6 protein-coding genes are annotated in these 8,187 nt (G+C 23.2%); 2 read left to right on the top strand and 4 right to left on the bottom strand.

All coding sequences use genetic code 11. The features are described 5' to 3' along the window. Positions 1–179: 179 nt before the first annotated feature. Positions 180–1,976 (top strand): DUF2070 family protein, encoded by a 1,797-nt coding sequence (locus BGI41_RS05370; protein ID WP_088539266.1) that lies wholly within the window; start codon positions 180–182, stop codon positions 1,974–1,976. Between the two features lie 245 nt (positions 1,977–2,221). Here BGI41_RS05370 and BGI41_RS05365 read toward each other — a convergent pair whose 3' ends face one another. Beyond that, a complete protein-coding gene (locus BGI41_RS05365; RefSeq protein ID WP_088539264.1) occupies positions 2,222–2,512 on the bottom strand; it encodes a DUF5379 family protein in 291 nt (96 codons plus the stop codon). A gap of 344 nt (positions 2,513–2,856) precedes the next feature. Here BGI41_RS05365 and rqcH point away from each other — a divergent pair, with 344 nt between their 5' ends. Then, positions 2,857–4,842, top strand: a complete 1,986-nt coding sequence (gene rqcH, locus BGI41_RS05360) for a ribosome rescue protein RqcH (protein WP_088539262.1) — start codon at positions 2,857–2,859, stop codon at positions 4,840–4,842. A 187-nt stretch (positions 4,843–5,029) separates the two neighbouring features. Here the strand turns inward: rqcH and BGI41_RS05355 are convergent, their stop codons facing one another. The 3 genes from BGI41_RS05355 to BGI41_RS05345 all read right to left on the bottom strand — a co-directional run bounded on the left by BGI41_RS05355 (position 5,030) and on the right by BGI41_RS05345 (position 7,925). After that, entirely contained in the window at positions 5,030–5,302 is a 273-nt protein-coding gene (locus tag BGI41_RS05355) for a hypothetical protein (RefSeq protein ID WP_088539260.1), read from the bottom strand. A 393-nt stretch (positions 5,303–5,695) separates the two neighbouring features. Next, on the bottom strand, positions 5,696–6,415 hold the full coding sequence (locus BGI41_RS05350) for a metal-dependent hydrolase (RefSeq protein ID WP_088539259.1): 720 nt from the start codon (positions 6,413–6,415) through the stop codon (positions 5,696–5,698). 175 nt (positions 6,416–6,590) lie between these two features. Further along, the gene (locus tag BGI41_RS05345) at positions 6,591–7,925 is read right to left on the bottom strand and encodes a hypothetical protein (RefSeq protein WP_088539257.1); all 1,335 of its coding nucleotides are present in this window, start codon (positions 7,923–7,925) and stop codon (positions 6,591–6,593) included. Between the last annotated feature and the right edge of the window lie 262 nt (positions 7,926–8,187).

The raw sequence follows: 8,187 nt of genomic DNA, 5'->3' as shown, positions 1-8,187 counted from the left end.
TTATTAATTAATTAGATTATATAATTTAATAAATATAAAAATTTTCAATATAATAAAAAAATACTCAATATTTAATAAGTATAAATTACAAAAAGAGTTAAATTATACAAGAAATACTATAAAATTTATTTAATTTAAATTCTAAAACTAGTATTATTAAAATTTTAGAGGAAAAAACTATGTCAAGTATGAGTAGTGTAGCAAGTTTATCAAAATATATTACCACACTCCCCAATATTAAATCTTCAATTATAGGAATAAGTTTAATAAGTTTCCTAACTGGGATTATTATCAGTTTATTAAATCCACCTAATGGAAACCTAATTATAGGAATCTTAGGAGGAGGATTATTTTACTTTATAACATTTGGTATTAGTTCAATAATCTCAGGTTATGTTAATCAAAAACTTAACCATTTAATGCATGGAATAAACCTTAAAAACAAACATTCAATGTTTTTATGCTTATTAAATTGTATTGGAATATGCTTTTTAACTATTTTAAGTGTAATTGTAAAAAATAATCCACATACTTATGTTAGTGCAATAGAGTTTAGTTGTATACTCATGTTTGCATTTAGTTTTCTAGTATTTTGGACTTCAACATTCATTAATCTTACTAAATCAACAATTATAGCATTAATACAACCTTTAATAATACTTATATTATTATCAATAAGTAATACTGGTTTAAATTTACTAAGTATTAATCTTGTTATAATGATGTTTGCTAAAGTATTTATTGGATCTATTATATTTTTAATTGCAATTTACTTATTCATTAAAACATCAGCAGCTCCATTAAAAAAGAATCTAAACATAAACATGCTTGAATTAATAAGCTTATTTGTTAAACATATGAATGAAGGTTCTCATGATTTAGAAAATGCATTAAGTGATGCAGGTGAAGACATCGATACTAATGTAAGTATTGTAAGTTTTAGAAATAAAGAAGGAAAAATAAAATCATTATTTATAAGTCTTTCAGTACATCCAGGACCATTTGGTAATATTGGTGGTGGAAATATGCCTACAAATATTGCAAATAGATTTGATGCATTTACAATGGTTGCTCATGGACCATCTACACATGATTTCAATCCAACAAATATTGGTGAACTTGATAAAATAGAAGAAGCAATAAGAAATGGATTAGAAAAAATAGAATATTCTCCTAAAGCAAGTAAATTTGTAAGATACAATCATAAAAGTGCAAACATTGGAGTTCAATTCTTTAATGATGGAATAGTTCTACTATCTACATTTGCACCTGAAGGTAGTGATGATATAGAATTTAGTGTAGGACTTACAATGATGATAAAAGCATCTAAAAATTTTAATACAGAGTCTACAATTGTTGTTGATTGTCATAACTCATTTACTGAAGAATCAGGAGGAGTATTACCTGGAAATCCAAGAGTATTTGAATTATTAGACACTATTGATAAAATTGAAAAAAAAGAACAATATGATGATATTAAAGTTGGATGCAGTCAAAGTCTAATAGAAACACTTGATAAAAACAATGGTGTTGGAGAAAGTGGTGTAAAAACCATGATTATAGATGTTGCAGGACAAAAAACTGCATACATCCTATTTGATTCTAATAATATGGAAATTGGATTTAGACAAGAAATCCTTGATGAAATTAAAAAACTTGGAATAGATGAAGGAGAAGTAATGACTACAGATACTCATTCTGTAAACACGATTGCAAGAGGATATAATCCAATAGGATTATCTGAAAGAGAAACAATTATAGAATATGTTAAAAAAACAATAAAAGAAGCATTAGATGATTTAGAAGAAGTCGAAGTTGGTTGTACTGTTGAAGATATTAAAAACCTTAGAACATTTGGACCAAATAATGCTACAGAGCTTATATCTACATTAAGTTCTACAATACAAATAAGTAAATTCACAGCACCAGTTACATTTCTTCTTTCATTATTCTTTACAATATGGTTAGTATTTTAACTAATCATAACTATTTTTTTATTAATTTTTTAAAATAAAATTTAATTATACTATTTTTTATAATACTTTAAATATTTTTAACAAAATAAGAATTTAAATATTAAACTTTAATCATTAATGAAAATAAAAAAGATTAAAGCTTTAAACTATTTAAAAATAAAAATTAAAATACAATAAACTAGTAGAAAATTAAAAATAAAATAAAAATATAAAAAACTAAAAAAAGAGAATAAAAAAAGTTAAATTTACATAAATGGTAAAAATTTAGCATAACTTAAACAGAGAACCCATATTAAAAACCATCCAACTGCAAATGGAAAGATACCTTTTCCAAAATAATCTCTAGAACTTTCAATGTCCTCTGAAAATTTATTCATACACCATCTACCAATACAATATGCTACAACAATACCTAAAATAGAAGCAATAACCTCATTTTTAATACCTAATGTTCCATAAGAAAACATTGCAGATAAAATTCCACAAATGATACCAGTTATAACATTTATACCAGAAATTTTTTGAATATTATCCATTATATTCCTCCAATAATAAAACTAAAAAGTATAAAATAATAATTATGAAAATAAATATTTATAATAACCTTATCATATAATCCTATGAAAAAATGATTAACGAATAAAATAAGGTTATATAATTCTAATAAAATGATTAAAAATTTAAAAGAATAATATTTATACTATTAAAATTATTTATGTAATCATATTTAAAATATGTGTTTAAACAAATAAATATTATATAATTTTATAAAATTAAAAAAAATATATTTTTCAAATAAAAATTCAACTTAAACAAATTAAAAAATATATTTTTTAAATAAAAACTCAAACTTAAAGAAAATAATCAAGAAGGATAGATTATGAAAACAATGACCAATGTAGATATTTATGCTATTACACATGAATTAAACAATCTTCTTAAAGGATCTAGAGTTGAAAAATCATATCAACCTACAAAAGATATTGTTGTTATAAAATTTCATAAAGCAGGATATGGGAGAATAGATCTTGTAATGGAAGCTGGAAAACGTATACATCAAACACAATATCCTATTAAAAATCCAACACAACCTCCATCATTTCCAATGTTAATTAGAAAAAAATTAGGTGGAGCAAATGTAGTAAGTGTTAAACAACATGGTTTTGATCGTATTGTTGAAATTACAATGCAAAAAGAACAAAAATACCGTTTAATTATAGAATTATTCTCAAAAGGAAATATCATATTATTAGATGAAGAGAATAACATTATAATGCCTCTTAAAAGAAGATCATGGAGTAATAGAGATATAAGTTCTAATAAAGAATATAAATATCCTCCAGAAAACACCATAAATCCATTAACAATAACAGAAGAAAATTTAAAAGATTTATTAATTAATTCTGAGGATGATTTAATTAGAACACTTGCTAAAAATGGACTTGGAAGTTTATATGCAGAAGAAATAATATTAAGAACAAATCTTTTAAGAGAAAAAGATAAACTAAATAAAATTGATAAAAAAATAGATACAAATAGCTTAAGTGATTTAGATATTGATTATATTTATCAAGGTTTTAAACAAATATTTGAACCATTAAAAGAAGGTAAAATTAAACCTGAAATTGTATCTGGTAAAAAAGAAGATGTTGTAGCTCTTGAACTTGAGAAATATCATGATTTTGAACATAAATATTTTGAAAACTTTAATAAAGCATGTGATGAGTTCTATTCCAAAAAAATCAATGAAACTATAAGTAATGAAGAAGAAAAAATTTGGAATAAAAAAGTTGGAAAATATGAAAAAAGACTTAAATTACAAGAAGAAACACTTCAAGGATTTTACAATACAATAGAAAAATCACAGAAAAAAGGAGAATTAATCTATTCTAATTACATAAAAATAGAATCACTTATTAATACTATTGAAACTGCAAGAAGTAAAGATTATTCTTATAAAGAAATCAATAAAACACTTAAAAAAGCTAAAAAAGATGGATTAAAAGCTGCAGAAAACTTTGTATCATTAGATAAAATGGGATCTATGACTGTAGAATTTGATAAAATCCAAATTAATATTGATACAAGAAAAAAAATTAATGAAAATGCTGAAACTTATTATGAAAAAGCTAAAAAAGCAAAACATAAAATTAACGGTGCAAATATAGCTATTGAAAATACTAAAAAACAAATTAAAAAAATGCAAGATAAAAAAGAAGTAGCTATGCAAAATATTACCACAATTAAAAAACGTGTTAAAAAAGAATTAAAATGGTTTGAAAAATTCAGATGGTTTGTAAGTTCTACAGGTTTCTTAGTAATTGGTGGACGTGACGCAAACAGTAATGAAAATATTGTTAAAAAACATTTAGAAAATAATGATATTTATATGCATGCAGATATACATGGTGCACCATCAATAGTTGTAAAATTACAAGGAAAAGAAATAGATGAACAAACCTTAAAAGAATCTGCTATATTTACAGCATCATTTTCATCTGCTTGGAAAGATGGTTATTCTACACAAGATGTATATTGGGTAGAACCAGACCAAGTTAGTAAAAGTCCAGAATCTGGAGAGTTTTTACCAAAAGGTTCATTTGTTATAAGAGGCCATAGAAATTATGTTCACAGTGCACAATTAAAAATAGCTATTGGAATTGTAGATTATGAAGGAAAAAGAGTTATGGCTGGACCTGAAGATGCAGTAAAAGCAAAAACTAATAATTATGTTTTAATAAAACCAGGATTTACTAAAAAAGAAGCAATGGCTAAAAGTATATTATCTAAAATAAATGAAGATAATCTCCTTGATTTAGATGATATTGTAAAAGTATTACCAAGTGGAAAATGTGATTATGTATAATACCTTCAATTTTTAAAAGAATATCATCTCTAAGAAAAAATAATTATACCTAAAAAAAATATGAAAAATATTATTTTAGAAAAATAATAAGTTAAAAAGAGTGTGAAAAGATTAAAGATAAAAAAATCAGTTAAATAATATTATAGAAAAAAGCATATAATAAAAAATAATTTAATAATTAAAATTTTTAAGAAATTTCTTTCATATAACCTTGACTAGAAGAATCTGGTATATATCCACATACATAAGGAATAAACCCTTCTTCCTTATGGATTTCATAAATTTCTTTAGTATTCTTATTGATACTTAAACTCCAATCACCATTTTTAATAATATACTCATCATTTTCAACAGTTAAAACACCATCCATGAACTTATCTAAAACATCAATCTCATACATAACGGGTATTAACTCTACAGGTATACTAAATTTGTTTATAATTTTTTTAATACTTACCATATATTAAACCTTTAATTAATATATTATTTTATAATTACTAATATTAATTAATTCATTATTATCTATAAAAAACATCATAAAAATACAGTCATCATTTTAAACTTAATTATATTACTTATATTATTTATATCTCTTTTTATTAGTATTTCTATAAAATTTATGTAATTTTAAGTCCAATATTTGAATATTGTATTAAATAGAAATAAGTACTTCAAAATCATTTTCTGTAAGTGTTGTGCCTTCAAGATATAATATTATTATTCTTACTAGAACAAGAAGATAAAAAAATAGACATACCATATAAAAACTATTCTTAATAAAAATAATAAAAAAAACTAATTTTAAAAATAAACAATAATTTAATAAAAATAATAAAAAATAAAAGAAGAAAAATTAATCTTCTTCACTAAAATCTGGAACAGGATAAGTTTCTCCAGGATTCATAATAACAACATCAATAGAAGGATTTAATTGTTTTACAAAATTAGAAAATACTGTTGGATCCTGTTCAATTGCAGGAAATGTATTATAATGCATTGAAATAACTACTTTTGGTGACATCCAATGAGTTGCTAAAGCACCTTCAAATGGACCCATTGTAAATTTATCACCTATAGGTACCATAAGCACATCAGGTTTATAAATTCTACCAATAATATTTTCCATATCACCATATAAACCAGCATCTCCTGCATGATAAATTTTAGTTCCATCTTCAAAAGTAAATAAGAAACTAGCTGCACTACCACCAGGAATACAATTTTCTTCTACAAAATCAATATCTGATGAATGTTTAGCATCTAACATAGTAATTCTAATATCTCTTACTGAAATTGAACCACCAATATTCATACTAACAGCTTCAATTCCTTGTTTTTGTAAAAATACTGCAAGTTCAGCATTAGTAACAACAATAGGATTATTAACTTCAGCAAGTTCAAGTAAATCTCCAAAATGATCAGAATGTCCATGAGTTAAACAAATAATATCTGGATTTAATTCTTCAACTGGAGTATCACATAAAGGATTATTACTAATAAATGGATCTATAAGAATAGTTGTATCCATAGTAATAATTTCAAATGCAGAATGACCTAACCATTTAATTTCCATAATATTCCTCCATAATATTTTAACTAATATTTATTATGAAAATAAAAAAATAAATATTTTTTCAAAATTTTTTAATAAAATAGAATAATAAAAAAATTATAAAAATAGCTAAAAATTAATAAAAAGAGTAAAATAGACAAAAATAAAAAAAAACTTAAAAAAAGAATAAAGAAGATTAACTGTTAAATAATTCATAATTAACTGGTTCAGCAATATTCCATGTTGATTCAAACATAGATTTAATATCATTAACAGATTTTTTATCTGAATAAACAGCACCATATTGGAAATCTTTATTAGTTTCATCATCAGATACAATTAAAGCATATGAATCATCTACAATTAAATTGATATTATCTAAAATAGGCATTGTTCTTACTTCAACATTTTTACCTACTAATGAACTAATAACAAGAGCTGTTGATAAATCAGAAGAATCAAAATCCTCAACAATTATTCTTGTATAAACATTTGATAAATTATTTAAGAATTTATGAGACATATCATTTAATGATTTTACAACTAATGAAATACTATTAATAGCTTCAGAAGATAATTTTTCAGATGCTTCTTGTGTTGAAAGTCTTCCTTCTGGAGTTATAACATAACTTCTAAGAAGTTTTGGAATTGGAAGTGATTCTGGATTATTAGGATCTATTTTAATTTCATTATCTTCTTCAGGTTCATTTACTTTATTTAATCTAGCAGGAGTAGGATTTCTATAATTATCCTCTTCAGGCATAGTATCTAATTCAAATGGTTGACCATAAACTTCAGAATCATCTAATTCATAATCATCATATATCCCATAATTTTCATTATTATCTGGCTCATCATGTTGAACTTCAATAAATTCATGATTATTTAAATCATCATAATTATTATAATTAGATGAATTTTGTTTATACAACATTGCTTCATCATTTGATTTGACTAAATCCTCATCAATATTATGAGATTTATCAGATTCTGGAATTTTAGAAATATCAAATCCATTAACTTGTTTTTTAGCCGGACGACGTGTAACTTTTACAGGTCTTTCATAATTAGGTGTAAAATGGTAAGTTCTATCTGTGTAAGTAGATTTAGTAGGTTTTACTTTTAAAACAGCTTTTGATATTGCATCATTTACATTATCAACACCATCATAAAAGTCATCTACTTTATTAGTAAGATGATCAGGTGCGTTTTTTAAAGAATCAAAATTAAATTCAGCCATATCCTCAACATTTCTTTTGTCAAGATTAAAAGGCATACTGTCACTAATTCCTTTTGAATTTAATTTATTAAATTTTGTATTAGATTTAGTAGAATCATTTAAAACTTTTTTAGTATTATCCATAGAAATAACATTAGTTTCTTTAACAATCAAATACAAACCAGCTAGAGCTAGAATCAATCCAATTATAAGAATAAAAGATTTTAAATAATAAAATATATTTAATATAAAAATTGCTACACCAATAGCAAGCAATAAAAAACCTGAAAAAACTTTTAATAAATTAGCCACAGACTACACCTACATTAATTATTTTATACATAATTCAATTAGAATTATAATAATAATAAATATTAATATTTATACTTTATAAACATTTAAAGTTTATTACTATAATATAAAAATTAATGAATTTAATGAAAATTTAATAATATTTTCCATTATTAGAAGACTATTTTTTAATTTAAAAATTTTATAATATAATAATAAAATAAAAGACTAATTTCTATTGAAATTTTTATTCTATACTATAAGAATTAAAAAAATATAAATT

This window comes from Methanobrevibacter sp. 87.7, assembly GCF_002208625.1.
In the GTDB taxonomy this organism is placed as follows: domain Archaea; phylum Methanobacteriota; class Methanobacteria; order Methanobacteriales; family Methanobacteriaceae; genus Methanarmilla.
The sequence above is the reverse complement of the archived record's forward strand: the minus strand, read 5'-3'. Positions and strand labels throughout refer to the sequence as shown.